Origin of the sequence: Roseomonas nitratireducens (assembly GCF_017813355.1) — a bacterium.
Lineage (GTDB): Bacteria > Pseudomonadota > Alphaproteobacteria > Acetobacterales > Acetobacteraceae > Neoroseomonas > Neoroseomonas nitratireducens.
This window is the reverse complement of record NZ_JAGIYZ010000009.1, coordinates 44267-68076: the sequence shown is the minus strand read 5'-3', so window position 1 is coordinate 68076 and position 23810 is coordinate 44267. Positions and strand designations below refer to the sequence as shown.

Here is a 23810-nt window from a genome sequence, read left to right as displayed (position 1 = left end):
GTTCACTCCGTGGGCCAGGCTGGGGCGGGGGCGATGACGGCGCGGCATTCGCCGAAGCCGATCGGGACAGCGCCCGGCGCTTCCGCGCGGGCGGTGAAGATCACCTCGTCGCCGTCCTGCAGCCAGCGGCGCGTCTCGCCGTTGGGCAGCGCGACGGGGCCGGTCAGGCCGATCTCGGCGAGGCAGGCGCGCCCCGTGTCCTCGGGGCCGGACACGGTGCCGCTGCCGAGCAGGTCACCCGGCAGCAGGTTGCAGCCATTGGATGCGTGATGCGCGACCATCTGCGCCGCCGTCCAGTACATGCCCGCGAACTGCGCGTCCGTCAGCGTGGCGGGCGCCGCGCCGTCCGCGCGCATGCGCGGCGTCAGGATCGCGGCCTTCATCCGGATGGCGAGCGCGCCGTGGCTGCGGTTCCACGGGCTGTCGAGATAGGGCAGGGCCGGCGGGTCCTGCACCGGCGGCGGCACCTCGAACGGGGCCAGCGCCTCGGACGTGATGATCCAGGGGGAGACGCTGGTGGACAGGCTCTTCGCCAGGAAGGGGCCGAGCGGCGGCATTTCCCAGCGCTGGATGTCGCGCGCCGACCAGTCGTTCAGCAGCCCATAGCCGAAGATGCGGTCGGGCGCGCGCGCCATCGGGACCGGCGTGCCGAGCGCGTTCTCCCCCGCGATCCAGACCGCGAGCTCGAGCTCGTAGTCGAGCGCCTCGGTAGGCCCGAAATGCATCGTGCCGTCCTGGCGCTGCCACTGGCCGTTCGGGCGCGCGACCGCCTCGCCCGAGACGCGCACCGACGATGCGCGCGAATGGTAGGCGACCGGCAGCTGCCGGAAGGCCTGCGGCAGCGGGTTCTTCGGATCCCGCCGCACGCCAAGCCGCGCGCAATGGTCGTAGGAGGCCATGAAGTCCGAGAAATTCGCGACCGCGGCGGGCAGCCGCATGCGTGCCTGGGGCATCGGCACCAGGATGCGGTCCGCAAGCGTCTGCGCTGAGGCGCCGACGGCGAGCAGCGCGGAGACCTGCCGCCGCAGCGCCGCTGATGCCTGGCGCCCGATCGCCATCAGTCGGTTCAGCGTCGGCGCGCAGGCTGCCTCCGCCGCCTCGCCGGCGATCAGCCCGGCCTCCCGCGCCGCGCGCAGGTCCAGCACCGCGTCGCCGATCGCGATGCCGCCGCGCGCGGCTTCGCCGGGACGGTCGAAGATGCCGATCGGCAGGTTCTGGATGGGGAAGTCGGCCCCGGGCGCATTGGCCGAGGCCACCCAGCTGCGCAGCGCGGGATCATGTGTCGCGTCGCGACCGGCCATCGGCATTTCCTCCTGGAGTTGCGCCGATCATGCCCGCGCATCCGTCCGGCGCAAGGCCGCGAGGCTGACACGCGCCCCCGCCGCGCCTATCTTCCCGGCAGCAAAGAGGAGGGACCGCCATGCTCGACGCCGTCGCGAAAATGCCGCTGAAGGACCCCGACCTGTTCCGCCAGGCCAATTGCATCGGCGGCGCCTGGGTGCAGGCCGACAGCGGCAAGGTCATCGCCGTGCGCAACCCCGCGACCGGCGAGGTGATCGGCAACGTGCCCGCCATGGGCCAGGCCGAGACGCGCCGCGCCATCGATGCCGCGAACGCCGCATGGCCCGCCTGGCGCGCCATGCTGGCGAAGGACCGCGCCGCGATCCTGCATCGTCTCGCGCGGCTGATGCACGAGAATGCCGACGACCTCGCCGCCATCATGACCGCCGAGCAGGGCAAGCCGCTGGCCGAAGCGAAGGGGGAGGTCGTCTATTCTGCGAGCTTCATCGAGTGGTTCGCCGATGAAGGCCGCCGCGTCTATGGCGAAACCATCCCGCAGAACGCCAAGGGCCGGCGCATCCTGGTCACCAAGGAACCGATCGGCGTCTTCGCCGCCATCACGCCCTGGAACTTTCCCAGCGCGATGATCACCCGCAAGGCCGGCCCCGGCTGGGCCGCGGGCTGCACCGGCGTGATCCGCCCGGCATCGCAGACGCCCTTCAGCGCGCTCGCGATCGCCGTGCTCGCCGAGCGGGCCGGCATGCCGGCCGGGGTTTGCAACGTCATCACCGGGCCCTCCGGCGAGACGGGCAAGGAACTGACGGCCAACCCGATCATCCGCAAGCTGTCCTTCACGGGTTCGACCGAGGTCGGGCGCGTGCTGCTTGCGCAATGCGCGGCGACGATCAAGAAGACCTCGATGGAACTGGGCGGCAACGCGCCCTTCATCGTGTTCGACGACGCGGATCTCGACCAGGCGGTGCTTGGCGCGATGGCGTCCAAGTACCGCAACACCGGCCAGACCTGCGTCTGCGCCAACCGCATCCTGGTGCAGGAAGGGGTCTACGATGCCTTCGCGCAGAAGCTGAAGGCAGCGGTCGAGGAGCTGAAGGTCGGCCCCGGCATGGAGCCCGGCGTGACTCAGGGCCCGCTGATCAACGCCGACGCTGTGGCGAAGGTGGAGGAGCACATCGCCGACGCGCTGGCGCAGGGGGCGAGCATCCTCACCGGCGGCAAGCGCCACGCGCGCGGCGGCAATTTCTTCGAACCGACGATCCTGGCCAACGTGCCCCGCGCGGCGAAGATCTTCGGGGAGGAGACCTTCGGGCCGGTCGCGCCGCTGTTCCGCTTCAAGACCGAGGAGGAAGCCATCCGCCTTGCGAACGATACGGAATTCGGCCTCGCGGCCTATTTCTACGCGCGCGACGTCGGCCGCATCTTCCGCGTCGCGGAGGCGCTGGAATACGGCATCATCGGCATCAACGAGGGCATCATCTCGACGGCCGAGGCGCCCTTCGGCGGCTTCAAGCAGTCCGGCCTCGGCCGCGAAGGCTCGAGCCACGGCATCGAGGAGTATCTCGAGATGAAGTATCTCGCCCTCGGCGGCATCGGTACCTGAGTCGAACCCGGGGGGCCGCGAGGCCCCCCGAAGCTTTGCGGAGCGTTCCATGGCCTACGACTTCGATCTTTTCGTCATCGGCGGCGGTTCCGGCGGCGTGCGCTGCGGGCGCATCGCGGCGGGCCATGGCGCGCGCGTGGCCGTGGCCGAGGAGCGCTTCTGGGGCGGCACCTGCGTCAATGTCGGCTGCGTGCCCAAGAAGATCATGGTGAATGCCGCCGAATACGGCGCCTGGGCCGAGGAGGCCGCCGCCTTCGGCTGGGACATGAAGGCCACCGGCCATGACTGGGCGAAGCTTGCCGCCGCGCGCGATGCCGAGGTCGCGCGGCTGTCGGGCATCTATGGCCGCCTGCTCGCCGGCGCGGGCGTCACCTCCTTCGATGCGCGGGCGACCTTCCTCGACGCACACACCCTCGATGTCGGCGGCAAGCGCGTCACGGCCGAGCGCATCGTGATCGCCACCGGCGGCACGCCGACGCGCCTGCCGATCCCCGGGGCGGAGCTCGGCCTCGTCTCGGATGACCTGTTCACGCTGAAGACGCTGCCGAAGCGCGCCATCGTGATCGGCGCGGGCTACATCGCCGTCGAATTCGCGACCATCCTGAACGGCCTCGGCGCGGAGGTGGATCTGCTCTACCGCGCCCCCCTGCCGCTCCGCGGCTTCGACGAGGATGTCCGCGCCGCGGCGGCGGAGGCGCTCGCGGCGAACGGCATCCGGCTCAACCCCGACGTGACGCCGACGCGCATCGCGAAGGTGGGGGAGGGGCTGATGGTCTCCCTGTCGAACGGCTTCATGAGGGAGGCCGACGCGGTGTTCTTCTGCACCGGCCGCGGGCCGAACACCGCGGGCCTCGGGCTGGAGAAGGCCGGCGTCGCCGTCACCTCGGCCGGCGCTATCACGGTGGACGAAGACCACCGCACGAGCCAGCCCCACATCCACGCCATCGGCGACGTGATCGACCGGGTGAACCTGACGCCGATGGCAACCGCGGTGGGCCATGCGCTGGCCGATACGCTGTACGGCAACAACCCGCGCCGTGCGTCCTATGAGAACGTGCCCACCGCCGTCTTCATGTCGCCGCCGATCGGCACGGTCGGGCTGACGGAGGCCGAGGCCGCCGCGCGGGGCCCGGTCGATGTCTATGTCACGCGCTTCACCCCGATGCGGCACACGATCAGCGGGCGGCAGGGCCGCAAGACGCTGATGAAGCTGGTGGTCTGCCAGCGCACGCAGAAAGTCCTCGGCGCGCATATGCTGGGGGAGGATGCGGCCGAGATCATGCAGGGCATCGGCATCGCCGTGGTGATGGGCGCGACCAAGCAGGATTTCGACCGCACCATCGGCATCCATCCGACGGCGGCGGAGGAGTTCGTGACGCTGCGCACGCGCACCCGCGTCGCCGGCGTGCAGGCCGCGGCGCAGTAGATGGCGCCGGCCGCGCGGCTGATCGTCCTGTTCGCGGCGGCCGGCCATTTCGCCCACCATGTGCTGACCGGGATCTTCCTAACCCTCGCCATCGTGCTCGAGCGGGTGTGGGAGAAGCCGTATGCGGAGGTCATCACGCTCTGGACCCTGGGCGCGATGCTGATCGGCCTCGGTGCGCCGGCGGCGGGCTGGCTCGCGGACCGCTTCGGCCATGCGCGGATGATGGCGGTCTTCTACCTCGGCATCGGTGCGTCTTCCGTCGCGGCGGGGCTGGTGGCCAGCCCGTCCGGCATGGCGACGGCGCTGGCTGCCATCGGCCTGTTCGGAGCGCTCTACCACCCGGTCGGCATGGCCTGGGTCTCGATGGCCGCGCCGGTCGAGCTTCGCGGGCGGGTCATGGGATGGCTCGGCATCGCCGGGTCCTTCGGCGTGGCGCTGGCGGCGGCGATCACGGGCGGCCTGGTCGTGCTTGCCGGCTGGCGCGCGGCGCTGATCGTGCCCGGCGTGCTGACCGTCGCGGGCGGCGTCATGCTGGTCACGGCGATCCTGGCCGGGCGTGTCGCGACGACGGCCCCCGCGCGCACGGCACAGGCGATGGGCGCGGAGCCCGACAGCCGCGCGCCGCTCGGCGTGCTGGTCGTGCTCGCCGTGACCTTCACCCTCGGCTCCATCGTCTACCAGGCGTTCCAGACCGCGCTGCCGAAGTGGCTGAGCGACACGCTCGCGCTCGATGCGGGGGAGGCGGCGCAACTCGGCCTCGTCGTCGGCGCGACCTTGCTGCTCGGCAGCGTCGGCCAGCTTGTCGGCGGCAGGTTGGCGGACCGGCTGCCCTTCAAATGGCTCTATGTCGCGACCTTCGTGCTGAAGCTGGTGCCGCTGGCGCTGGCGGGGCTGGTCGGCGGGCCTGGCGCGGTGCTGGCGGCGGCCGTCATCGGCTTCACCTTCGACATGTCGGCGCCGGTCGAGAACCTCCTGCTCGCGCGCTATTCCTCGGGTCGGCGGCGTGGCCTGGCCTTCGGGATGAAGTTCGCCATGGGCTTCGCGGCGGCGCCGATCGGGGTGAACCTGGTCGCCTGGACCTATGCCGACGGGGCCTCGGGCGCGCCGATCCTGTTCGCGATCCTCGCGGTGCTGACGGCGGCGATGCTCGCCGCGGCGCTGCTGCTGCCGCGCGAGCAAGCGGCGCGGCCGCGGGGGCTGGCGCCGGCGGAGTGAGGCGATGGCGTCGGAGTTCCTGTCGATCTGGCTCGAGGATGCCACGCTGCGCGGGCTCGATGCGTCCTTTGCGGAGGTGCGCCCGGAGGTGCCGAAAGTCATCGCGGCGATCTTCACCATCGGCAAGGATCATCCCGGCTGGGCGGCGGCTGCGGTGCATCCCGACGACGCCGATGCGGGCGCCGTCCAGGGTTCGCCGGTCCGCGTGACGAACATCGTCCAGGCCGGCATGCTCATGGGATCCATCGCCATCGATGTCGCGGCGACCGCGGGACCGGTGACGAAGGTAGAGATGACGCAGCTTCGGGGCCTTCCGCAGGGCGTGCGCGCAAAGTCCTTCGACGAGGCGCGCGACAAGACGCTCGGCCGCCTGCTGCATGAGTTGCATCATGTTCACGAGGTGTGGCGGCAAGGCCGGACATGGTTCGGGCGGAACGTCGCCGATGTCCTGTACGATGAGGCGTTTCGCCGTGACGGGTACGGCAACGTCTACGAGAAGCGCGCCTTTGCCTTCGAGAATGACTGGATCGCGACGCATCGCGGCGCGATCCGCGCTTGTGCCTATGACCACCTGCTGCCAATCGCCATGATCGAGCGGTTCGCGCCGCGCGCGCGTCCGGAGTGACAGGTCCGCCTTAGCCCAGCCCGTTCACCCGCGCCTCGAACCCCCGGAACAGCGCGACCGCCTCGGCATCGAAGAAGGGCATGATCTGGCTGACGAAGACACCGGCCGTGCCGCGTCCGAAATCGATCCAGCAATAGGTGTTCGCGAGCCCCGCCCAGGCGAGCGAACCCTTGGACCGCCCCTGGGGCGTCGTCGCGCGGTTGACGAGATGCGTCAGGCTCCAGCCGCAGGGCAGGCCGGGGAAGAAGTCGACATCGTTCGTCGCGGCGGGGGCTGCCGAAACCATGGGCGTGACGGAGAGCGGGGCGATCTGGTCCCGCGCCATCTCGGCGAGCGTTTCCGGCTTCAGGAAGCGCTCGCGACCGAACCGCCCGCCATTCAGCAGCATCCGCGCGAAGCGCAGATAGTCGCGCGCGGTCGAATACAGCCCACCGCCGCCCATCTCGAATTCCGGGTCCTGCACGACCTCGAAATCGGTCGGGGCCAACGTGCCGTCCGGCGCGCGCGCGTGCACGGCGGCACGCCGCGCGCGCATCTCGTCGCTCAGCCGGAACGCCGTATCGGCCATGCCGAGCGGTGCGAAGAGGGTCCGCGCGACATGCGCGCCGAGGCTCTCCCCGCTCGCCGCCTCCACCATCTTTCCCGCCCAGTCGATGCCGATCCCGTAGGTCCAGCCCTCCCCGGGGTCGAACAGCAGCGGCAGGCCAAGCGCGGCGTTGCGGCAGGTGGTGACGGCGGGCGTGCCGGTCGCCTTGCGGAAGCGCCCGATCGCCGGGCTCCACATGTCGTAGGCGAAACCGGATGTGTGGGTCAGGAGGTGGCGCAGCGTGACCGCGCGCCTGGGTGGGCGGGTGCGGGGCGTGCCGTCCTCGGCGAAGCCTTCGAGGACCCGGACGTCCGCCAGGCCGGCCACCGCATCCGATGCCGGCGCATCGAGCGACAGGCGCCCCTGCTCAACCAGGCGCATCGCGGCGGTCGCGGTCACCGCCTTGGTCATGGAGGCGATCCAGGCGACGGTGTCCGCGCCCATCGGCTCCGGGGCGCCGAGGCGGCGCAGGCCATAACCCGCGGCGAAGCCTTCCTCCTCCCGCCCGCCGAGCGCCACGGCGACGCCGGGCACCTTCCCGGCCTGCACGGCCCCCTGCATCAGGATCCCGATCGCATCCGACACGCCCATGCCGCGCCTCCCCCGCCCATTTGCCCCGCCAGCATCGCATGGCCCCGGTGCTTCCCCCATCCCGGGCGGGACGGCTATGGTGTGCGATCTTCTTGGAGGAGAGTGCCAGACAATGACCGCGCGAGGCTGGAGCCCCGATAGCTGGCGGGCGATGCCGATCCGGCAGGTGCCGGAATATCCCGACCAGGCGGCGCTTGCCGCGATGGAAGGGAAGATCGCGCGATTTCCCCCGCTTGTTTTTGCAGGCGAGGCCCGGCGCCTCCGGGCGGCGCTCGCACGCGCCGGCGATGGCGAGGCCTTCGTCCTGCAGGGCGGGGATTGCGCCGAAAGCTTCTCCGACTTCACCGCCAACGTCATCCGCGACACCTTCCGCGTGCTGCTTCAGATGGCGGTGGTGCTGACCTTCGGCGGGCAGGTGCCTGTGGTGAAGCTCGGCCGCATGGCCGGGCAGTTCGCAAAGCCGCGGTCTTCGGACACCGAGACGCGCGAGGGCGTCGCCCTGCCCTCCTATCGCGGGGACATCGTCAACGGGCCCGACTTCACGGCCGAGGCCCGCATCCCCGACCCGGCGCGCATGGAATTCGCCTACATGCAGTCGGCCGGCACGATGAACCTGCTGCGCGCCTTCGCGACCGGCGGCTATGCCGACCTGCACCACGTGCATCGCTGGAACCTGGGCTTCGTTGCCCGCAGCCCGCTGGCCGAGCGCTATGCGGACCTCGCGACGCGCATCGACCAGACGCTGAACTTCATGCAGGCCTGCGGCATGTCCGACCTGCCGCAGGTGCGCGAGACCGACTTCTACACGAGCCACGAAAGCCTGCTGCTGCCCTACGAGCAGGCGCTGACGCGCATCGATTCCACCACGGGCGACGCCTATGCCTGTTCCGCCCATTTCCTCTGGATCGGCGATCGCACGCGCCAGCCGGACGGGGCGCATGTGGAATTCCTGCGCGGCGTGAAGAACCCGATCGGCATGAAGGTCGGCCCGAGCATGGACGCGGGCGAACTCGTCCGCCTCACCGAGATCCTGAACCCCGCGAACGAGAAGGGGCGCCTGACCCTCATCTCGCGTATGGGGGCGGACAAGGTGGAGGCGAAGCTGCCGGCGCTCGTGCGCGCGGTGCGCGATGCCGGGCGCAACGTCACCTGGCTGTGCGACCCGATGCACGGCAACACCACCACCGTCGGCGGCTACAAGACGCGCGCCTTCGACGCGATCCTCGAGGAAGTGCGCCGCTTCTTCGACGTGCACGAGGCCGAGGGCACGGTCGCCGGCGGCGTGCATGTGGAGATGACGGGGCAGGAGGTGACGGAGTGCCTCGGCGGCGCGCATCGCCTGTCGGAGGCCGATCTGTCGGCCAACTACGCCACGACCTGCGATCCGCGGCTGAATGCCGAGCAGTCGCTCGAACTCGCCTTCCTGATCGCCGAGGAACTGAAGGCGCGCAAGGCCGCCGTTCAATCCGCCCCGGCGCAGGCGGCGCAGTGAACAAGCCGCCCGCGCTGGGCGCAGGCGCGCTCGGCGACGCGCTCGCCACCGGCGTGCCGAAGCGGGGCGGACCCGCTTCGGCCCCTGCCGACACGACGGATGCGGCGATCAGCGCGCGTACCGACAGCTATTTCAACCGCACCAAGGCGATCGTCGCCCGCTTCGGCGATGCGCGCGTGACCTATGCGGTGTTTCTCCGGCGGCCCGTCGTCTCGGCGCCGCGGCTGATGCTCGACTGGCTTCGCGCCGTCGCCGCGGCGCGCGGCACGGAGATCAAGATCGAGGTGATGCACGAGGAGGGGCATTGGGTCGGCGCGGGCGACCCGCTGCTCTATATCACCGGCTCCTTCGTCGCGCTGTCGGACCTCGAGACGATCCTGCTGCAGAAGCTGGGCGCGGCCTGCGTCGCCGCGCACAACGCCTACCAGATGTGCCTGGAACTTCCCCAGGTCGCGTTCCTGGCCATGGAGGCCCGGCACTGCGCCGGTGCCGAGATGCAGGAGATGATGGCCTATGCCGCCTCGGTCGGCAGTCGCGCGGCGCAGCGCGAAGGGGCCAAGGGCTTCATCGGCAATGCGAACGACGCGACCGCGCATTGGTTCGGCCAGTCGTCCGGCTACGGCACGATGCCGCATGCGCTGATCGGCTACGCCGGCACGACGGTGCGCGCGGCGGAAATGTTCCACGAGACCTTCCCCGACCAGGCGCTGACGGTGCTGGTCGACTTCTTCGGGCGCGAGGTCACGGATGGCGTCGCGGTCGCGCGCCGCTTCCCGGAACTCGCGGCGGCCGGACGGCTCGCGGTGCGGCTCGACACCCATGGCGGGCGGTTCCTCGAGGGGCTCGACCCGGCGGAATCCTACGCCGTCCTGGAACGCCACGCGCCGGGCGCGATTCGCCGCTACCGCAGCGAGACCGAACTCCGCCATCTGGTCGGCACCGGCGTGTCCGCCGCCGCCGTGTGGAAGATGCGGGAAGCGCTGGACCAGGCCGGTTTCCCGAAGGTGCGCATCGTCGCATCGTCGGGCTTCGGCGTCGGAAAGTGCCGCGTGATGGCCGAGGCGAAGGCCCCGATCGACGTGGTCGGCACCGGCTCCTTCATCCCGGACGCCTGGAACGAGACCTACGCCACGGCCGACATCGTCGAATATGACGGCGTGCCGCGCGTGAAGGTCGGGCGTGAATTCCTCCTGCGGCATGGAGAGGCGCGGAAGAAGAACGGCGGCCACGGGTGAGCGATGCGGCCGCGGCGCGCGAACGCCGCATCGGCTGGGCATGCGCCATGATGCTGCTGGCGGTATGGGCCAGCTTCCACCTCGTCTCCCGGCACGTCGCGCGGGAATCGCTGACGCCGTGGGACATCGCCGCCCTGCGCTATGGCGGGGCCTTCCTTTGCGTGCTGCCCTTCCTGGCCCTGCGCGGGCTGCCGCGCATCGCCCCGGGTCGGCTGCCAGCGGTGCTGGTTTTCGCGGGCTTCGGCTTCCCCCTTCTTGCCTATGCGGGCTTCGCCCTCGCGCCTGCCGCCCACGGCGCCACGATCATGGCCGCCGGCCTGCCCGCCGTGACGGCGTTGCTCGGCCTCGCGACCGGTATGGGCCGGCTCGCCGCCAGGCAATGGCTCGGCATCCTCGGGATCGTGCTCGGCAGCCTGGCGCTCGCGGTGGTTGGCGGCGGGGCGGAAACCGGGGCCTGGCGCGGGGACCTGCTGTTCCTGGCCGCCGTCTCCTCCTGGGCGGTCTATACGCTGCTGGTCCAGCGCTGGGCGCTGCCGGCGATCGACACGACACTGGCTATCGGCCTGCTGGCGGCGCCGATCTACCTGCCCATTTGGTGGCTGATTCTTCCCTCGGGGCTTGCCGAGGCATCCTGGGGCGCGATCCTCGGGCAGGCGGCCTTCCAGGGAGTCGGCGCCGCGGTGGTGGCGGGCATCCTCTACACGCGCTCGGTCGCGGCGCTTGGGCCGACGATCACGACCATGATCGGGGCGGCGGTGCCAGGCATCGTTGCCGCCGCCGCCTGGCCCCTGCTGGGGGAGACGCTGGCGCCGGCCGGCATGCTCGCCGTGCTCGCTGTTTCGGCCGGCCTGGTGCTCGGCATGGGCCGCGCGCGTTGACCCCCACCCCCGGCATACCTAGGTTCCGCCAATCATGGCCGACACGCTGAAGATCGCGCTCGCGCAGATCAACACCACACATGTGGGTGCGCTGACCGCGAATGCGGACCGCATCCGCGCCGCGCGGGCTGAGGCGGCGCGCCTCGGCGCCGACCTGCTCGTCACGCCGGAATTCTCGGTGGGCGGCTACCTGCCCGAGGATCTGGTCCGCAAGCCCGCCTATGTGCACGCCTGCGCCGAGGTGATCGCCGCGCTGGCCGCCGAGACCGCGGATGGCGGCCCCGGCGTGATCCTGGGCGGCCCCTGGCAGGATGGGGAGAAACTGCACAACGCGGCCTTCCTGCTGGAAGGCGGCCGCATTGCCGCCCGGCGCGCCAAGCACGAACTGCCGAATTACGGCGTGTTCGACGAGAAGCGCGTCTTCGACCCCGGCCCCGCACCCGGCCCCATCGTCTTCCGCGGCTTCCGCATCGGCCTGATGGTCTGCGAGGATTGGTGGCTGCCGACCGTCGCCGAGACGCTCTGCGAGACCGGCGCCGAGATCCTGCTCTCGATCAACGGGTCGCCCTTCGAGGTCGACAAGCACGAGCGACAGCGCCTGCCGCTCGCCGTGACGCGCGTGGTCGAGACCGGCCTGCCCTTCGTCTTCCTGGGACAGGTCGGCGGGCAGGACGAAATCGTCTTCGACGGCGCCTCCTTCGTGCTGAACCCGGATCGCTCCCTTGCGCACCTGATGCCGAGCTTCGGCGAGGAGGTGCGGCTGACCGAATGGCACCGGGAGGGCGAAAGGCTGGTCTGCGCGCAGGGCGCGGTCGTGCCGCCGCCGGACCGGCTCGGGCAGATCTACGCCGCGATGGTGCTGGGCCTGGCCGACTATGTCGGCAAGAACGGCTTTCCCGGCGTGGTGCTGGGTCTGTCCGGCGGGATCGATTCCGCGCTGTCCGCCGCGGTCGCGGTCGATGCGCTGGGGCCGGACCGCGTGCGCGCGGTGATGATGCCGTCCCCGTATACCAGCGGCGACAGCCTGGAGGACGCGGCGGAATGCGCCCGCCTCCTCGGCATCCGCTACGACACGATCGGGATCGGGCCCGCGATGGAGGCCTTCGGCGCCATGCTCGCGCCGGCCTTCGGCAACCGCCCGCCCGACATCACGGAGGAGAACATCCAGTCGCGCATCCGCGGCGTGACGCTGATGGCGCTGTCGAACAAGTTCGGCGAGATGCTTCTGACCACCGGCAACAAGAGCGAGATGTCGACCGGCTACGCGACCATCTACGGCGACATGGCGGGTGGCTATTCCGTGCTGAAGGACGTCTACAAGACGACCGTCTTCGCGCTCTGCCGCTGGCGCAACGCGCATGTGCCGGCTGGTGCGCGCGGGCCCGCGGGCCCGGTGATGCCGGAGCGCGTCATCACCAAGCCGCCCTCGGCGGAGTTGCGTCCGGACCAGAAGGACCAGGACAGCCTGCCGCCCTACGAGGTGCTGGACGCCATCCTGGAAGGGCTGGTCGAGGGCGAGAAGTCGGTCGATGCCCTGGTCGAAGAAGGCCATGACCGCGCGCTCGTGCTGCGCGTGTGGCGGTTGCTCGACCGCGCCGAGTACAAGCGACGGCAGGCGCCGCCGGGCGTCAAGATCACGGCGCGTGCCTTCGGCCGGGACCGGCGGTACCCGATCACCAACGGCTTCACGGCGCTGGTGCGATGAGCGACGAGTTCGAGGCCGAGGTTTTCCCGCGCGGGGAATTCGGCGTGCAGATCATGGACCTGTCCGGCGCCAACGGGTCGGACCCGGTCGAGACGGTCACCGGTTTCATCACCATCGAGCACGCCAACGCCTTCGCCCGCCGCTATGTGCGTGATTCCGTCGAGCGCTGCCGCGCCCCGGGCATGGATGCGAAGGCGGTGCTCGATGCGTGGTTCGCCTTCGGCGAGGATGCCGAGGTGCTCGGCGCCGGCGACGATGCCTGGGTCAGCCGCGCTGAGTTGAAGGACTTTGCCGACACGCCGGTACGCGATGCCGAGGAACGCAACTGGCGCGTTCTCGACCCGCGCCGCGACGAGGACGATGATGACGACGAGGACGCCCCATGAGCACCTTCCAGGTGCTGTGTGGCGACTTCGCCCACTACCAGGACCCCGACGAGGAATGGAGCGTGGACGGCTTCCGCACGGCGGAGGCGGCAGCGGAATACGCCCGCCGCTTCGTGCGCGACCAGGTCGAGCATCTGCGCTCCGAGTATGACGACCCCGAGGCGCTGCGCAGCGCCTTCATGATGTTCGGCGAGTACGCGATCGCGCCCGGCTTCGAGCTGAAGTCCTGGCTCGACCACTGCATCGCCAACCCGGCCGCGCGCAAGGCCGACACCGACTACCAGGCGCTCGATCCCAACCGATGAAACTCCGCTTCGCGCCGTCGCCCACCGGCCTCCTGCATGTCGGCAATGCCCGTGTCGCGCTCGCCAACTGGCTGCATGCCCGCAGGCATGGCGGCGACTTCCTGCTTCGCTTGGACGACACCGATCTCGAACGCTCGAAGCCGGAATTCGCGGCGGCGATCGAGGAGGATCTCCGCTGGCTCGGCCTGGACTGGGATGGGCGCGTCGCGCAGTCCGAGCGGCTGGACCGCTACGCGGCGGCGGCCGAGCAGCTGAAGGCCTCCGGCCGCCTATACCCTTGCTTCGAGACCGAGGACGAACTCACCTTCAAGCGCGAACGCCGCCGCCGTGAAGGCCGCCCGCCGGTCTATGACCGCGAAGCGCTGCGCATGACGCAGGAGCAGATCGACCGCGCCATCGCCAACGGCAAGCTGCCCTATTGGCGCTTCCGTCTTTCCACCCGCTCGGTCGGCTGGACGGATCTGGTGCTCGGCCCGCGCAGCGTGAAGTTGCCGGCCATTTCCGACCCCGTGCTGATCCGCGCGGACGGGTCGCCGCTCTATACCTTCACCTCGGTGGTGGACGACCTCGAGATGGGGATCACGCATGTGATCCGAGGCGAGGACCATGTCACCAACACCGGCATCCAGCTCGATCTCTATGAGGCGCTGGGCGGCGATCCCGCGCGGCTCGCCTTCGGCCACCTGCCGCTGTTGACGGATGAGACGGGCGGCGCGCTGTCCAAACGCCTCGGCTCCGTGTCGCTGCGCCACCTGCGCAAGGACGGGATCGAGCCGGCCGCGCTCGCAGGCTACCTTGCCGCGCTCGGCTCCTCGGCCGATCCGGTGCCGGGCCTGCCGGCGGAACTCGCGGCGGGGTTCGACATCACCCGCTCGTCCCACGCCACCGCGCGCTTCGACACGCGGCAGCTGCTCGCGCTGAACCGGCGCGTGCTGCACGGCGCGGCCTTCGACGCCGTGCGCGAGCGGCTGCCAGAGGGGGCGGACGAAGCCTTCTGGCTGGCCGTGCGCGGCAATCTCGACCTGCTGCGGGAAGCACGGCCCTGGCTCGACGTGGTCCGCGGCAGCATCGTGCCGCCGGTGCAGGAGGGGGAGCACGCGTTCCTCAAGGCGGCCCTCGCCGCCCTGCCGCCGGAACCCTGGGATGCTGGCACCTGGCCCGCCTGGACCGGCGCGCTGAAGGACGGCACCGGGCGCAAGGGCAAGGCGCTGTTCCTGCCGCTGCGCCTTGCCTTGACGGGGGAGGAGCACGGCCCCGACCTCACCACGCTTCTGCCGCTGATCGGGCGCGAGCGGGCGGCCTTCCGGCTGCGGCTTTCGGCCGGCGCTTGAACCGGCGCGCCGAAAGGCGCAAAAGACAAGTCATGTCTGCGTCCAGGCCTCGCGCGACCGCGCTCTGTCGCTGAACCGCTCCTCCGGGGAAGCCGTTTCCCCGCGCGCCTGACCGCGACCCCAGCCCGCCGGACCGCCATGACCGACCTTCTCCTCCACGACAGCGCGGCGCGCACGAAGCGCCGCTTCGTCCCGATCGATCCGACCCATGTGCGGATGTATGTGTGCGGGCCGACGGTCTACGACCTCGCGCATCTTGGGAATGCCCGGCCCGTCGTGGTGTTCGACGTGCTGGCGCGGCTGTTGCGCCGGCTCTACCCGAAGGTGACCTACGTCCGGAACATCACGGATGTGGACGACAAGATCAACGCGCGGAGCCGCGAGAGTGGCGAGCCGATCGCGGCCATCACCGCCCGCACCACCGCCGATTTCCATCGCGACATGGCCGCGCTCGGCGCATTGCCGCCGGATGTCGAGCCGCGCGCGACCGGCCACATCGCCGAGATGGTCGCGCTGATCCAGCGGCTGATCGCCAATGGCCACGCCTATGCGGCGGATGGGCACGTGCTGTTCAGCGTGTCGTCCTTCGCCGAGTACGGGCGGCTTTCGGGCCGCAGCCCGGACGAACTGCTCGCCGGCGCGCGCGTTGACGTCGCGCCCTACAAGCGCGATGCCGGCGACTTCGTGCTGTGGAAGCCCTCCGACGCGGAAACGCCAGGATGGGACAGCCCCTGGGGGCGCGGGCGGCCTGGCTGGCACATTGAATGCTCGGCCATGTCCTGGAAGCATCTGGGCGAGGAATTCGATATCCATGGCGGCGGGCACGACCTGATCTTCCCGCACCATGAGAACGAGGTCGCGCAATCCGTCTGCGCCTTCCCCGGCCATGCCTTCGCGCATTACTGGATGCACAACGGCATGCTGCTCGTGGATGGCGAGAAGATGTCGAAGTCGCTCGGCAATTTCCGCACCGTGCGCGACATCCTGGCCGAGGGCGCCTGGGCGGGGGAGGCGTTCCGCCTGCTGCTGTTGCGTACGCATTACCGCGCCGCGCTCGACTTCACGATGGACGGGTTGGGGGAGGCGAAGGCCGAGCTCGACGACCACTATGCGATGCTCTCCCGCGCCCCCGCCGCGCCAGGCGGGCCGCTGGCCGGGAAACTGGCCGAATGGGTGATCGCGCCGCTGCTCGATGACATCAACACGCCGCTGGCCCTCGGCCGGTTGCGGGACCTGCGCACGCTCGAGAATGCGGTGACCGTCGGCGGATCGCCCGCGGTCGTGCTGGAACGGACCGGCCTGTCCGAACCGCCCGCGCCCGGCGTTGCGGCGGCCGCGTTCCGGGAGGCGGCGTCGATCCTCGGCATCGCGACCGGCGATCCCGCGGCCTGGCGGCAGGGTGGCGAGGACGCCAGCGCGATCGAAGCCGCCATCGCCGCGCGCCTCGCGGCCCGCGCGTCGCGGAACTTCGGCGAGGCCGATCGTATCCGCGACGAGTTGAAGGCGCAGGGCATCCTGCTGGAAGATGGGCCGGGTGGGACGACCTGGCGTCGCGCTTGACCTTGCCACCATGGGAAGCGCCAGCATCCCGACCGGTCCTGACAAGCCGGGAGACACCACCATGACCCGCCTCGCGCTCGCCTTCCTCGCCGTGCTGATCGTGGCGCCTGCCGCCGCGCAACAAGGCCACCAGGGCCATGGTGCGCCCGCGCGCGGCGCGCAGGAGGCGGCCTCGACGCGTGAATTCCGCGCCGCGAACGACCGCATGCATCGCGACATGGCGATCCGCTTCAGCGGTGACGCCGACCGCGACTTCGCCGCCGGCATGATCCCGCACCACCAGGGTGCCATCGACATGGCGCGCGTGGTGCTGCGCCACGGACGCGACCCCGAGATGCGCGCCATGGCCGAGTCCATCATCCGTGCACAGGAAGCCGAGATCGCGCAGCTGCGCGCCTTCCTCGCGCGAAGCCAGCCGCGATGACCGGTGGGCGCAAGGAGGGCAGGGCGCGGCTCACCGCGCCCGACGGCGAGACGCCCGTCATCGTCCTGGTGCGCCCGCAGATGGCACGCAACATCGGCAGCACCGCGCGCGCCATGGCCAATGGAGGGCTGTTTCACCTGCGCATCGTCGCGCCGCGCGACGGGTGGCCGCAGCCCGATGCCTATCCCGCGGCCTCAGGCGCCGATGTCATCCTCGATCATGCGCAGGTCTTCGACAGCGTCGCGGCGGCGGTCGCCGATTGCCACCGCGTGATGGCCACCTGCCCGCGGCCGCGCCACGTCGTCATGCCGGTCCGCACTGCACGCGCGGCGGCGGAGGATCTGCGCGACATCGCCGGGCGCGGCCTGCGGTCCGCCGTGCTGTTCGGGCCAGAGCGCGCGGGCCTCGAGAACGACGACGTGGCCTGTGCCGATACGCTGGTCCGCTATCCGTTGAACCCGGAGCACATGTCGCTCAACCTCGCCCAGGCGGTGATGATCCTGGCCTATGAATGGTGGACGGCAGCCGAGGCGACGCCGCCGCGCGCGCTGATGACGAACGAGACGCGCATCGCCACCAAAGGCGAACTGGAGACCTTCCTCGGACGGCTGGTGGCGGAACTGGACGCGAGCGGATTCCTCGACCATGCCGAGAAGCGCCCTGGCATGGTGCGCAACCTGCGCCACTGGTTCCAGCGCGGGGAGGTGACGGAGCAGGAACTCCGCACCCTCCACGGCGTGGTGACGGAACTGTCGCGCGGCCGGATGCGGCGCGGAAGGCCGGACGTGGCGCCGCCCTGGGGCTGATCCTACCGCGCGCGCTCGATACAGAAATCGACGACATCGGCCAGCGCCCGCTTTTCGGCACCGTCCGGAAAGCCCGCCAGCGCTGCGAGCGCCTGGTCGCCATAGGCCCGCGCACGTCCGATCGTGTCGGCAAGGCCGCGGTGGCGGGCGATCAGCGCCTGCGCCTGGGCGAGGTCGCCGTCTGACTGGTCCCGATCCTCGAGCGTGCGGCGCCAGAACGCGCGCTCCGCATCGTCGCCGCGCGCGAAGGCGAGCAGTACGGGCAGCGTGATCTTGCCCTCGCGGAAATCGTCGCCGACGGTCTTGCCCAGCGCTTCCTGGTCGGCGCTGTAGTCGAGCGCATCGTCCACCAGCTGGAAGGCGACGCCGAGCGCCATGCCGAATTCCCGGAGCGCCGCCTGCGCTGCCGGCGGCTGGCCGGCCACGACGGCGCCGACTTCCGTTGCCGCGGCGAAGAGCGCCGCGGTCTTGCCTTCGATCACCGCGAGGTACTGCGCCTCGGTCGTCGTGGTGTCGTTCTGCGTCATCAACTGCAGAACCTCGCCCTCGGCGATCGTGGCGGACGCTTCGGACAGGATTCGCAGCACCTCGAGCGACCCGTCCGTCACCATCAATTGGAAAGCGCGGGAGAACAGGAAGTCGCCGACGAGCACCGAGGGCTTGTTGCCGAACAGGGCGTTGGCCGAGGCCTGGCCGCGGCGAAGTGCGCTCTCGTCGACGACGTCGTCATGCAGAAGGGTCGCGGTGTGGATGAACTCGACGCAGGCGGCGAGGCCGACGTGCCGATCCCCGCGATACCCGCACATGCGCGCGGCGGCGAGCGTGAGCAGCGGGCGCAGGCGCTTGCCGCCCGCGGCGACGATGTGGGCCGCGAGTTGCGGGATCAGCGCGACGTCGCTCTGCATCCGCTCGACGATGACGCGGTTGCAGGCTTCGAGGTCGTCGCGCAGAAGCGCGATCAATTTGGTCAGCGCGTCTTCGCCCCGCGCGGCCGGCGGGGCGACGCGTGGCGATGCTGTTGCGCTCACCCTTGCTCTGCTCCTGGTGCGGGCGGCACCATAGGCGCCGCCCGCCGGGGCGGCAAGCGGCGGAAAATCAAGGGAAATGGACTTGCGATGCGCATTGTCGCCACCACGACGGATCCGGTCAGGCTGAGTTTCCTCCGTGCCTTGCTTGCCGACGCCGGCATCGAGACGATCGTGCTCGACGCCCATATCAGTGCGGTGGAAGGCGGCATCGGCGCCTTCCCGCGGCGCCTCGCCGTGGCGACGGATGACGAGGCGCGGGCGCTGGCCGTCCTTGTGGAGGCCGGCGAGGCCATGGCGTGAGCGAGACGACCGAGGATCAGCTGCTCGGCGGTCGCGTCCGCCTGCGCCAGCCGCGGGAGGGATTTCGCGCGGGCCTGGACGCCGTGATGCTCGCGGCCTTCGTCCCGGCGCGATCCGGCGAGCGGGTGCTGGAAGCGGGATGCGGAAGCGGCGCCGCCTTTCTTTGCCTCGCGGCACGCGTTCCAGGGCTGGATGTCGCGGCAGTGGAGCGAGAGCCCAGCATGGCGGCGCTCGCGCGGGCCAATGCCGCTGCGAATGGCGTGACCGCGCGGGTGGAAGACGGGGACGTCGCTGACCCTGCCATGGCCCGGTCGCTTGGGCCCTTCCACCACGCCTTGGCGAATCCGCCGTTCTGGCCTGGTGGCACGCCACCGCCCGGGGCGATCCGCCGCGCCGCGACACATGAATCCGATGCCGGGCTCGATGCCTGGGCCTCGTTCCTGGCGGCCGGCCTGAAGCGGGGCGGCACGGCATCCATGATCCTGCCCGCGGCGCGCTTCGATGCCGGCATCGCCGCACTGCGCGGGGCGGGCATGGGCGCAACGCTGCTGTTGCCGCTCGTGCCGCGGGATGGGATGGAAGCGAAACGAGTCCTGTTGCGCGGGCGCAAGGGGGCGAAGGGCCCGGCGCGGATCTTGCCGCCCCTGGCGTTGCACCTTGCCGACGGGACCTTCACGCTGGCCGTCGAGGACGTGCTCCGGGGTGCCGCTCCGCTCGGGCCGGGCTGACGCCGCCCGCGCTGACCTACTGGTCCTTCACTTCCGGATGGCGGAGGAGCCAGAGTCGCTCATGCGCGGCGACAAGGCTCTCGAGGTTCTTGCGTCTGTTGGAATCCGGCGCGGTTGGCCGGCGCGTCAGCATCATTTCGAGAATCCGGAGCAGATCCTCCGCCACCTCGAAATCACCCTGGTCGCAGGCGTGGTGGAACGCGATGAGGATCTTGTCCGACAGACGTCGGGTATGGCGCGGCGTAGCGCCGCCGCCACGACCACCTTCGGCGCCCTGCGCGCCATCTGAATCCTCGAAAGACATCAAGCCTGCCCCTTCGTCGTTCCGCCGTCGCGCCCTTCGGGGGGCTTCGGACACGCGGCACGGAGAACATAGCCATTGCCGCCCGGTTGCGGAACCCCGCGTCTCATAAAGCGCGCAGTTGCGCAGCCACGGCGCCGGCAATCGCCTCGGGTGTGGTCTCGGGCCGGAAGAGACTTCTCACGCGACCATCCGGGCCGATGAAATAGATGAAGGACGAGTGGTCCATCAGGTAGTCGCCCATGTCACGCGGGCGGACCTTGGCGTAGTACACGCGATAGGCGCGGGCGGCCTGGGCGATCTGCTCCGGCGTGCCGGTCAGGCCCACCATGCGCGGATGGAATCGGGACACGTAGTCGGCGAGCGCCGCCTGCGTGTCGCGCTCGGGGTCGATGGTGATGAAGACCGGCGTCACGCGCTCGCCCGCGGGGCCCATCGCATCCAAGGCCGCGGCGATCGTGCCCAGTTCGGTCGGGCAGACATCCGGGCAGTAGGCGTAGCCGAAATACAGCAGCACGGCGCGCCCCGCGAAGTCGCGGTCGGTCACGGTGCGGCCGGTGTGATCGACGAGGGTGAAGGGCCCGCCAAGCGCCACGCCCTGCGCCAGCTGGATGCCGCCGGCGGATGGCGCCGGCATCTCCATGCCGGTCAGCGCGGCGATGCGGCGGAGGAACGCGTCGGCGATGGGCTCATTGGGCGAGCGCCCAAGCCAGGCGAACGCCCAGAGCCCGCCAAGGAGAAGTGCGAGGACAAGTGAAGCGATGCGGACGACGCGGATCATGCGCGGCTGATACGCACCGCGGCGCGGGGCGCGCAAGGGCGCCCCGCGTAACGCTCAGTGACGGACGCCTTCGATCGCGCCTTCCGGTTGGGGCGTGGAGAAGACGCTGTCCGCGAAGGCCTCTTCCCAGGTCCCGGCGGTGCTCGCCTTGGAGTATTCCGTGGCGCGATTTTCGAAGAAGTTGGTGTGCTCGACCGCGTTCAGCATTTCGTCGAGCCAGGGCAGCGGGTTCTTCTCGATGTTGTAGAGGGGGTCGAGGCCGAGCTGCTGCAGGCGACGGTCGGCGATGAAGCGGATGTACTTCTTCGTCGCCTCGGCATCGAGGCCCTGTACGCCGCCGAGCTCGAAGGCGAGGTCGATGAAGGCGTCTTCATGGTCCACGATGGTGGCGCAGATGAGGTAGAGGTCGCGCCGGAACTCCTCGGTCCAGATCTCCGGATTCTCCTGCACGAAGGTGCGGAACAGCCGGATGACGGACAAGCAGTGCAGCGTCTCGTCGCGCACGGACCAGGACACGATCTGCCCCATGCCCTTCATCTTGTTGAAGCGCGGGAAATTCATGAGGATCGCGAAAGACGCGAAGAGCTGCAGGCCTTCTGTAAAGGCGCCGAACGCGGCGAGCGTCTTGGCGATCTCGGTCTTGCTCTCGACCGAGAAGGTCTGCATGTAGTCGTACTTGTCCTTCATCTCCTTGTACTTGAGGAAGGCCGTGTACTCGATCTCCGGCATGCCGATGGTGTCGAGCAGGTGGGAGTACGCCGCGATATGCACCGTCTCGATGTTCGAGAAGGCGCTCAGCATCATCAGCACTTCCGTCGGCTTGAACACCTGCGAATAGTGCTTCATGTAGCAGTTGTTCACCTCGACATCCGCCTGGGTGAAGAAGCGGAAGATCTGCGTCAGCAGGTTCCGCTCGGATTCTGTGAGATTCTTTTGCCAGTCCTTCACATCGTCCGCGAGCGGCACTTCCTCCGGCAGCCAATGGATTCGCTGCTGGGTCAGCCAGGCGTCATAGGCCCAGGGATACCGGAAGGGCTTGTAGACCGGGTTCGAGGTGAGCAGATCGAACTTCACAGGCAGTTCGTCGGTCGCGATCCCATCGGCCATCTGAGCCATCCCCCGCTGATGCTGTGATGCCGCTTCTACCAGAACTGGTGTCGTCGGCAATCGTTCGCCGCAACATCTGGTGGGAGGCCGCCGCACCGCAAGGCTATCCCATCGACTCGCGCAGCCTCGTCAATGCGACATCAGGACCGGGACGGTCATCTGCCGCAGCAGGGTGCGCGTGACGCCACCGAGGACGAATTCGCGCAGTCGGGAGTGGCCATAGGCCCCGACCACGAGGAGGTCCGCCGACATGTCGGAGGCATGGTTCAGCAGCAGGTCGGCATCGGGCACATCCGGTGCCAAGCGGTGTTCGACGGTCACGGAAAGCCCATGGCGGGCGAGATGCAGCGCGATGTCGGCGCCCGGTTCCTCGCCATGGCCGGCGATGCCCCCTTCGGGGTTGGCGGCAAGGACGCAGGTCGTGGTGGCCCCGGCGATCATGGGCAGGGCGTCGTTGACCGCCCGGGCGGCTTCGCGGCTCGCATTCCAGCCGACCAGAACGCGGGTCCCGACCGAGACGAAGCGGCCGGCATAGGGCACGACCAGAACCGGGCGCCCGGCGCCGAAGAGCACGTCGCCGACCATTCCCGCGGTGCCCGGCGCGGCCGTCTCCGGGTCCTCCTGCCCGATGATGGCGAGGTCGGCGTAGCGGGCATGGAGCGCGATTTCCTCGCGCAGCATGCCCTCGGCCAACCGCCACTCCCCGCGCACCCCATCACGCGTGGCGCGCTCGCGAAAGACGGCCTCGACCCGCCGCGCATCCTCGATCGCCGCGGTGCGCATCTCCTCCATCAGCCCCCCGAGCGCCGCCCCGCCGCCGGCATCGGCCATAGCGACCATTGGGAAGGCGACGTCGACGACGAAAAGGGCCGTGAGATGGGCATCGTGTCGCCGCGCGAGGTCCATCGCGAGGTCGAGGCGCTGCGCCGATTGCGCGCTGGCGTCGAGGTGAACGAGCAGGTCCCGGTATGGCATCGAATCCTCCAGCGCCCGGCCCCGGGCCGTGGCGTCGGACGCGAGGATTCCGCGCTGTGCCGGCGATGGCGTTGATCCGGCGCAATCTGCGCCGGCCATCATTCTATTCGGCGCGGATGCCGAGGGCGCGGACCTCCGGCTCCCAGTAGTCGATCTCCTCCCGCACATACTGGGCGAAGCGGGCGGGCGTGTAGCCGCGCATCGCGGGGGTGCCCATGTCCTCGAAGCGGCCGGCGATGGCGGGGTCGGCCAAGGCCAGGTCCGTCGCCGCCGCCATGCGGGCGACGATCGCCTCGGGCGTCCCGGCTGGGGCGAAGAAGCCGTACCAGGAATAGGCCTTGTAGTCCGGGATGCCGGCCTCGGCCGCCGTCGGCACGTCGGGCAGCAGGGAGGATCGGCGATCGGTGGCGACGAAGACCACCCGCGCCTGCCCCCCTTCATGCATGCCCTTGAGGAGCGAGGGGATATCCGAGCAGAACTGGATCTCCCCGGCGGTCAGGGCGGTGAAGACCTGCCCGCCGCCCCGATAGGGCACGTGGACCGCCTGCGTGTTCGTGCGGATGCAGAAGGTGGCCGAGGCGATGTGCCCGGAGGTGCCGATGCCCGATGAGCCATACTGGAAGCGCCCCGGCGCGGCGCGCAGGGCGGCGACGAACTCCGTCGCGGTGCGCGGCGCGAAGTTGCGCGTGGTGATGGCGAGCGCGATCGGGACGAAGACCGTGGGGGCGATCGCTACCAGATCGCGCCTGGCGTCGAACGGAACGGGCGAGGGAAGGCCGCGGGCAAGCGCGATCGGCGACAGGGTCGAGAGCACGAAGACCTCCCCGTTGGGCGGCTGCTTCGCGACGTAGTCCGTGCCGACGACCCCGCCCGCGCCGGGCCGGTTCTCGATCACCACGGGCTGGCCGAGGATATCGGCCAGCTTCGGGGCGAGGAGCCGGGTCGTGATGTCGGTGCCGCCGCCGGTGCCGAAGGGCACGACGATGCGCACCGGACGGGTCGGCCAGGGTGCCTGGGCGAGGGCCGGAGCCGGCAGCAGGCTCGCGGCAAGCAGTACGCGGCGGGTTGGGCGAAGGGTCATGGGCGCGGCTCCAGGCGGTATGCGGGGAAGCGTGCCGTGGATCGG

24 protein-coding genes are annotated in these 23810 nt (G+C 70.2%); 16 read left to right on the top strand and 8 right to left on the bottom strand.

Going from position 1 to position 23810, the window contains the following annotated elements; genetic code table 11:
* Nucleotides 1–2: 2 nt before the first annotated feature.
* Complete coding sequence (gene fahA, locus J5Y09_RS10795) at nt 3–1301, bottom strand: fumarylacetoacetase (RefSeq protein ID WP_245217030.1); 1299 nt, start codon at nt 1299–1301, stop codon at nt 3–5.
* A 119-nt stretch (nt 1302–1420) separates the two neighbouring features.
* Between fahA and J5Y09_RS10790 the strand changes: the two genes are divergently transcribed.
* The 4 genes from J5Y09_RS10790 (at nt 1421) to J5Y09_RS10775 (ending at nt 6165) form a co-directional block, all read left to right on the top strand.
* Nucleotides 1421–2899, top strand: coding sequence for an NAD-dependent succinate-semialdehyde dehydrogenase (locus J5Y09_RS10790; RefSeq protein WP_245217029.1), 1479 nt, complete (start codon nt 1421–1423; stop codon nt 2897–2899).
* A 49-nt stretch (nt 2900–2948) separates the two neighbouring features.
* Entirely contained in the window at nt 2949–4325 is a 1377-nt protein-coding gene (gene gorA, locus J5Y09_RS10785) for a glutathione-disulfide reductase (protein ID WP_209351768.1), read from the top strand.
* Nucleotides 4326–5540, top strand: a complete 1215-nt coding sequence (locus J5Y09_RS10780) for an MFS transporter (RefSeq protein ID WP_209351767.1) — start codon at nt 4326–4328, stop codon at nt 5538–5540.
* A 76-nt stretch (nt 5541–5616) separates the two neighbouring features.
* Nucleotides 5617–6165 (top strand): hypothetical protein, encoded by a 549-nt coding sequence (locus J5Y09_RS10775; protein ID WP_209351766.1) that lies wholly within the window; start codon nt 5617–5619, stop codon nt 6163–6165.
* A 10-nt stretch (nt 6166–6175) separates the two neighbouring features.
* Here J5Y09_RS10775 and J5Y09_RS10770 read toward each other — a convergent pair whose 3' ends face one another.
* On the bottom strand, nt 6176–7342 hold the full coding sequence (locus J5Y09_RS10770; protein WP_209351765.1) for a serine hydrolase domain-containing protein: 1167 nt from the start codon (nt 7340–7342) through the stop codon (nt 6176–6178).
* Nucleotides 7343–7454: 112 nt separating this feature from the next.
* Here J5Y09_RS10770 and J5Y09_RS10765 point away from each other — a divergent pair, with 112 nt between their 5' ends.
* From J5Y09_RS10765 to J5Y09_RS10720, 10 genes are all read left to right on the top strand, one after another.
* On the top strand, nt 7455–8834 hold the full coding sequence (locus tag J5Y09_RS10765; protein WP_209351764.1) for a class II 3-deoxy-7-phosphoheptulonate synthase: 1380 nt from the start codon (nt 7455–7457) through the stop codon (nt 8832–8834).
* A gap of 53 nt (nt 8835–8887) precedes the next feature.
* Nucleotides 8888–10069: a beta/alpha barrel domain-containing protein gene (locus J5Y09_RS10760; protein WP_209351868.1), complete on the top strand. Its 1182-nt coding sequence runs from the start codon at nt 8888–8890 to the stop codon at nt 10067–10069.
* On the top strand, nt 10066–10947 hold the full coding sequence (locus J5Y09_RS10755) for a DMT family transporter (protein WP_209351763.1): 882 nt from the start codon (nt 10066–10068) through the stop codon (nt 10945–10947). The genes J5Y09_RS10760 and J5Y09_RS10755 overlap by 4 nt, the downstream gene beginning before the upstream one ends.
* Before the next feature lie 34 nt (nt 10948–10981).
* Nucleotides 10982–12652 carry an NAD+ synthase gene (locus J5Y09_RS10750; RefSeq protein ID WP_209351762.1) on the top strand — a complete coding sequence of 557 codons (1671 nt, stop codon included), beginning with the start codon at nt 10982–10984 and terminating at the stop codon, nt 12650–12652.
* Nucleotides 12649–13038 carry a hypothetical protein gene (locus J5Y09_RS10745; protein WP_209351761.1) on the top strand — a complete coding sequence of 130 codons (390 nt, stop codon included), beginning with the start codon at nt 12649–12651 and terminating at the stop codon, nt 13036–13038. The genes J5Y09_RS10750 and J5Y09_RS10745 overlap by 4 nt, the downstream gene beginning before the upstream one ends.
* Nucleotides 13035–13343 (top strand): hypothetical protein, encoded by a 309-nt coding sequence (locus J5Y09_RS10740; protein WP_209351760.1) that lies wholly within the window; start codon nt 13035–13037, stop codon nt 13341–13343. The genes J5Y09_RS10745 and J5Y09_RS10740 overlap by 4 nt, the downstream gene beginning before the upstream one ends.
* Nucleotides 13340–14674, top strand: coding sequence for a glutamate--tRNA ligase (gltX, locus tag J5Y09_RS10735; protein ID WP_209351759.1), 1335 nt, complete (start codon nt 13340–13342; stop codon nt 14672–14674). The genes J5Y09_RS10740 and gltX overlap by 4 nt, the downstream gene beginning before the upstream one ends.
* A 138-nt stretch (nt 14675–14812) precedes the next feature.
* Nucleotides 14813–16234, top strand: coding sequence for a cysteine--tRNA ligase (cysS, locus tag J5Y09_RS10730; protein ID WP_209351758.1), 1422 nt, complete (start codon nt 14813–14815; stop codon nt 16232–16234).
* 61 nt (nt 16235–16295) lie between these two features.
* Nucleotides 16296–16658 (top strand): CopM family metallochaperone, encoded by a 363-nt coding sequence (copM, locus tag J5Y09_RS10725; RefSeq protein ID WP_209351757.1) that lies wholly within the window; start codon nt 16296–16298, stop codon nt 16656–16658.
* Nucleotides 16655–17464 (top strand): RNA methyltransferase, encoded by an 810-nt coding sequence (locus J5Y09_RS10720; RefSeq protein WP_209351756.1) that lies wholly within the window; start codon nt 16655–16657, stop codon nt 17462–17464. The genes copM and J5Y09_RS10720 overlap by 4 nt, the downstream gene beginning before the upstream one ends.
* Before the next feature lie 2 nt (nt 17465–17466).
* Here J5Y09_RS10720 and J5Y09_RS10715 read toward each other — a convergent pair whose 3' ends face one another.
* Nucleotides 17467–18678, bottom strand: a complete 1212-nt coding sequence (locus tag J5Y09_RS10715; RefSeq protein ID WP_209351755.1) for a polyprenyl synthetase family protein — start codon at nt 18676–18678, stop codon at nt 17467–17469.
* Between J5Y09_RS10715 and J5Y09_RS10710 the strand changes: the two genes are divergently transcribed.
* Both J5Y09_RS10710 and J5Y09_RS10705 read left to right on the top strand, forming a co-directional pair.
* The gene (locus J5Y09_RS10710; RefSeq protein WP_209351754.1) at nt 18580–18792 is read left to right on the top strand and encodes a putative signal transducing protein; all 213 of its coding nucleotides are present in this window, start codon (nt 18580–18582) and stop codon (nt 18790–18792) included. The genes J5Y09_RS10715 and J5Y09_RS10710 overlap by 99 nt on opposite strands.
* A complete protein-coding gene (locus J5Y09_RS10705) occupies nt 18789–19520 on the top strand; it encodes a tRNA1(Val) (adenine(37)-N6)-methyltransferase (RefSeq protein ID WP_342451454.1) in 732 nt (243 codons plus the stop codon). The genes J5Y09_RS10710 and J5Y09_RS10705 overlap by 4 nt, the downstream gene beginning before the upstream one ends.
* A gap of 16 nt (nt 19521–19536) precedes the next feature.
* On the opposite strand, the gene J5Y09_RS10700 is transcribed toward J5Y09_RS10705, so the two are convergent.
* The 5 genes from J5Y09_RS10700 to J5Y09_RS10680 all read right to left on the bottom strand — a co-directional run bounded on the left by J5Y09_RS10700 (nt 19537) and on the right by J5Y09_RS10680 (nt 23765).
* Nucleotides 19537–19824, bottom strand: a complete 288-nt coding sequence (locus J5Y09_RS10700) for a hypothetical protein (protein ID WP_209351753.1) — start codon at nt 19822–19824, stop codon at nt 19537–19539.
* Between the two features lie 103 nt (nt 19825–19927).
* Complete coding sequence (locus J5Y09_RS10695; protein ID WP_209351752.1) at nt 19928–20602, bottom strand: SCO family protein; 675 nt, start codon at nt 20600–20602, stop codon at nt 19928–19930.
* Nucleotides 20603–20656: 54 nt separating this feature from the next.
* Nucleotides 20657–21709 (bottom strand): ribonucleotide-diphosphate reductase subunit beta, encoded by a 1053-nt coding sequence (locus J5Y09_RS10690; RefSeq protein ID WP_209351751.1) that lies wholly within the window; start codon nt 21707–21709, stop codon nt 20657–20659.
* Nucleotides 21710–21838: 129 nt separating this feature from the next.
* Nucleotides 21839–22684 (bottom strand): universal stress protein, encoded by an 846-nt coding sequence (locus J5Y09_RS10685; protein ID WP_209351750.1) that lies wholly within the window; start codon nt 22682–22684, stop codon nt 21839–21841.
* A 103-nt stretch (nt 22685–22787) separates the two neighbouring features.
* Nucleotides 22788–23765, bottom strand: a complete 978-nt coding sequence (locus J5Y09_RS10680) for a Bug family tripartite tricarboxylate transporter substrate binding protein (RefSeq protein WP_209351749.1) — start codon at nt 23763–23765, stop codon at nt 22788–22790.
* Nucleotides 23766–23810: the final 45 nt, after the last annotated feature.

Coding starts and splice junctions, on each gene's coding strand:
- J5Y09_RS10680 (WP_209351749.1), bottom strand. CDS start 23,765: ATGACCCTTCGCCCAACCCGCCGCGTACTGCTTGCCGCGAGCCTGCTG.
- J5Y09_RS10685 (WP_209351750.1), bottom strand. CDS start 22,684: ATGCCATACCGGGACCTGCTCGTTCACCTCGACGCCAGCGCGCAATCG.
- J5Y09_RS10750 (WP_209351762.1), top strand. CDS start 10,982: ATGGCCGACACGCTGAAGATCGCGCTCGCGCAGATCAACACCACACAT.
- J5Y09_RS10780 (WP_209351767.1), top strand. CDS start 4,326: ATGGCGCCGGCCGCGCGGCTGATCGTCCTGTTCGCGGCGGCCGGCCAT.
- J5Y09_RS10790 (WP_245217029.1), top strand. CDS start 1,421: ATGCTCGACGCCGTCGCGAAAATGCCGCTGAAGGACCCCGACCTGTTC.
- gltX (WP_209351759.1), top strand. CDS start 13,340: ATGAAACTCCGCTTCGCGCCGTCGCCCACCGGCCTCCTGCATGTCGGC.
- copM (WP_209351757.1), top strand. CDS start 16,296: ATGACCCGCCTCGCGCTCGCCTTCCTCGCCGTGCTGATCGTGGCGCCT.
- J5Y09_RS10720 (WP_209351756.1), top strand. CDS start 16,655: ATGACCGGTGGGCGCAAGGAGGGCAGGGCGCGGCTCACCGCGCCCGAC.
- J5Y09_RS10765 (WP_209351764.1), top strand. CDS start 7,455: ATGACCGCGCGAGGCTGGAGCCCCGATAGCTGGCGGGCGATGCCGATC.
- J5Y09_RS10695 (WP_209351752.1), bottom strand. CDS start 20,602: ATGATCCGCGTCGTCCGCATCGCTTCACTTGTCCTCGCACTTCTCCTT.
- gorA (WP_209351768.1), top strand. CDS start 2,949: ATGGCCTACGACTTCGATCTTTTCGTCATCGGCGGCGGTTCCGGCGGC.
- J5Y09_RS10710 (WP_209351754.1), top strand. CDS start 18,580: ATGCGCATTGTCGCCACCACGACGGATCCGGTCAGGCTGAGTTTCCTC.
- fahA (WP_245217030.1), bottom strand. CDS start 1,301: ATGGCCGGTCGCGACGCGACACATGATCCCGCGCTGCGCAGCTGGGTG.
- J5Y09_RS10690 (WP_209351751.1), bottom strand. CDS start 21,709: ATGGCCGATGGGATCGCGACCGACGAACTGCCTGTGAAGTTCGATCTG.
- J5Y09_RS10715 (WP_209351755.1), bottom strand. CDS start 18,678: ATGGGCGTCGAGCACGATCGTCTCGATGCCGGCGTCGGCAAGCAAGGC.
- J5Y09_RS10770 (WP_209351765.1), bottom strand. CDS start 7,342: ATGGGCGTGTCGGATGCGATCGGGATCCTGATGCAGGGGGCCGTGCAG.
- J5Y09_RS10745 (WP_209351761.1), top strand. CDS start 12,649: ATGAGCGACGAGTTCGAGGCCGAGGTTTTCCCGCGCGGGGAATTCGGC.
- J5Y09_RS10740 (WP_209351760.1), top strand. CDS start 13,035: ATGAGCACCTTCCAGGTGCTGTGTGGCGACTTCGCCCACTACCAGGAC.
- cysS (WP_209351758.1), top strand. CDS start 14,813: ATGACCGACCTTCTCCTCCACGACAGCGCGGCGCGCACGAAGCGCCGC.
- J5Y09_RS10700 (WP_209351753.1), bottom strand. CDS start 19,824: ATGTCTTTCGAGGATTCAGATGGCGCGCAGGGCGCCGAAGGTGGTCGT.